This window comes from Pseudomonas sp. 58 R 3, assembly GCF_900006605.1.
Classification (GTDB): Bacteria; Pseudomonadota; Gammaproteobacteria; order Pseudomonadales; family Pseudomonadaceae; genus Aquipseudomonas; species Aquipseudomonas salomonii.
In genome coordinates this window covers 1-2,284 of record NZ_CVTT01000019.1, presented here as the reverse complement: position 1 = coordinate 2,284, position 2,284 = coordinate 1, and the positions used below count along the sequence as shown (strand labels likewise).

At 47.5% G+C, this 2,284-nt stretch carries 3 protein-coding genes; 1 reads left to right on the top strand and 2 read right to left on the bottom strand.

What is annotated here, in order from left to right; all coding sequences use genetic code 11:
* The first annotated feature begins 323 nt into the window (after positions 1-323).
* Positions 324-578, top strand: a complete 255-nt coding sequence (locus tag BFP92_RS01965) for a hypothetical protein (RefSeq protein WP_017136667.1) — start codon at positions 324-326, stop codon at positions 576-578.
* 221 nt (positions 579-799) lie between these two features.
* On the opposite strand, the gene BFP92_RS01960 is transcribed toward BFP92_RS01965, so the two are convergent.
* Together BFP92_RS01960 and BFP92_RS01955 are read right to left on the bottom strand one after the other, a co-directional pair.
* Entirely contained in the window at positions 800-1,396 is a 597-nt protein-coding gene (locus tag BFP92_RS01960; RefSeq protein ID WP_065911395.1) for an imm11 family protein, read from the bottom strand.
* Positions 1,397-1,556: 160 nt separating this feature from the next.
* A complete protein-coding gene (locus BFP92_RS01955) occupies positions 1,557-1,988 on the bottom strand; it encodes a hypothetical protein (RefSeq protein WP_065911393.1) in 432 nt (143 codons plus the stop codon).
* Positions 1,989-2,284: the final 296 nt, after the last annotated feature.

The window sequence follows — 2,284 nt, the reverse complement described above, 5'->3', positions numbered from 1 at the left end:
GGGGTTGGGGATAGGCGAAAAGGGGTTGAGTCAGGGCGTTGGTGCCTTGCGTGGGTTTGGGTGGGGGGCTTATAGTCCGGCCCGTCGCCCAACAAGGGCGATCGGATTTGGCGATCCGTTGACCGTATGCGAAAGCTTTCTGCTTGCTTGCAGGGGCTTCCGTACCCGCATCGCTGCTTTATGGCAGCTGTGCGCGGGAGACCTTCGGGTCTGCCGGAACTCGGTCCCGGTTCGCCAACCTGCGTACAGCTGTCACCCATTCGTTTGGCGACGAGAGGTGACAGCTTCACTCTACTGACCGAGGTTTCACCATGAACCAATACATGCCCCTAACGGGCCACGACTGCACCGTCCCCGCTCTGCTTATCGACACCAGCGCGCCCCTCGACGTGCTCCACGACGCCGCCGCGTACCGGATTCGCGCCGTCACCCAACTATTGGAAAACCTGGCCTTCCGCGAACAGCTCAGCAGCGATGCTGTGGTGCTTCAAGACTTCGCCCAACTACTGGCTATACCGCTGCGGGATGGGTGTGATTTGCTGGATGTCATTATTCGCAGGCTTAACAGCGTCAACTGACCACGACAGGGCGGCTGACGAGTTGCCCTGTTAACGGTGAGGCAGTGAATAGGTGCGGGCCACGCTTGGGCAGTAAAAGTGGCCTGTTGCCTATGCAACTTTGGCGTGAAAAGGGCGGAAAAGGGACAGATTTATTTAATTAACAAAGCACTCGGAAAACTAAATAAATCCGTCCTCTTTTCCTTTTGTCTGACGCCTATTTTTTGCTCTTCTGATTTTCTTTATGCAACAGTAACCTTATCGCCACTAACCGACTCAAATACCGCCCCCACCACTCCTGCTGCCTCAAATCGACGTTTCACATCTTCGCTCACTACAATCGCACCCAAATATTTTTTAATCCTAAAAATATGATAAGCACCTACTTTTGACTCATCTATGGCCAAATTATAAAACGCGCGGTATTGACCAGCCATGTCTGGGCGCACAGGATCATTCACTGAAAACTTTGTAAACCTTGAAGACTCTTCATCTACACAATCTATTTGTGTTTCTATGATCATTAGAAAATAATTTTGCGAAACGTGTTTCCCTTCGATATCAACGGGCTCGAAGACCACATTTTGATAAGGTTGATCGACTTCAGACAAACCTATGAGTGAATTTCGAGCTCTCTCACTCAGAACAGGAACACTCGCGTAGCCCGCTAGAGAATAATCAATTTCAACGCCGTCGAACCTGACATCGAGCGTATATCTGCCAGGCTCCATGAAATTAAGGGGTGGATTACTAAAGTTCCAATTATCCACATGCCTCACATCGCCGAGCACCCACTTTTCGGAGACAGAAAGATCCTGACGCAGTAAATAATATTTCATATCAACTCCTAGTCAGCCACCTAGTAACTCCACTGTTCACGGTCACTGCTTTCTTCTTAATTCCATTAAATGTCTTTGCAAAACACATTAACCCCCCTACTTCCGCACACTATCCTTTGCCCCAGTCATCTATAACGGACCCAGTGGCGTTTGCACCAAATCAACGATTACCTTTAATGTGATTACGCCACGACACAAGCAAACCATCCAGCAAGACTCGGTCAATAACACCATCATCAATAGCGCCAACAAAAATAGTATCTAACTCAAACTCAAAGGAAATATTTTCTTTTTCAGATAGTTTTTTTACGGCACTTATCAGCGCCTCTACGTCCTCTAAGTTTTTTAAGTCTATATCGATAGGGAGTATGTTTGGCTGCAAAGCTGAATAAATCTCCAACACCCCACCTACTACTTCCGCGCCGCTTTCGTCAATCTTGTCAATAAAGGTTGGAGAAGTGACGCTCCATATTCTTGACGCCGCGACTTCATTAACAAGCTGTAGCACATTAGATCTAATAGACTGGTCCAAATCCTGAGCCACGTAGAAAACTAAATTTTGCTTCGCATGCTCTAACGGTATGGAATGCATTACTCAACTCCTTTTCTCGGGTATGACGAGAGAGCGGACCCTGGGCCGCAAGAATTATATCTGAAGGCGAAAACGGGACAGTTTATTTAAGTAAAAAATAACTCGAAATTTAAATAAATCCGCTCTCTTTTTCCTTAAAACAAATCCGTCCACTTTTTCCTCTAGGATCGGCCCCCTATTTCCCTCCGTCAAACGAAAATAGGGGTCAGACCCTGAGGGATCCCCACAAATTTACCTTAAGCTCTGCGCTTGATGGCTTACCTCATCACGCAGAGCCCGTTCCAATATTTCCAAGT

What these genes read in the sequence shown, in the direction of transcription:
- BFP92_RS01960 (WP_065911395.1), bottom strand. Translation starts at nt 1,396, where the DNA reads ATGAAATATTATTTACTGCGTCAGGATCTTTCTGTCTCCGAAAAGTGG.
- BFP92_RS01955 (WP_065911393.1), bottom strand. Translation starts at nt 1,988, where the DNA reads ATGCATTCCATACCGTTAGAGCATGCGAAGCAAAATTTAGTTTTCTAC.
- BFP92_RS01965 (WP_017136667.1), top strand. Translation starts at nt 324, where the DNA reads ATGCCCCTAACGGGCCACGACTGCACCGTCCCCGCTCTGCTTATCGAC.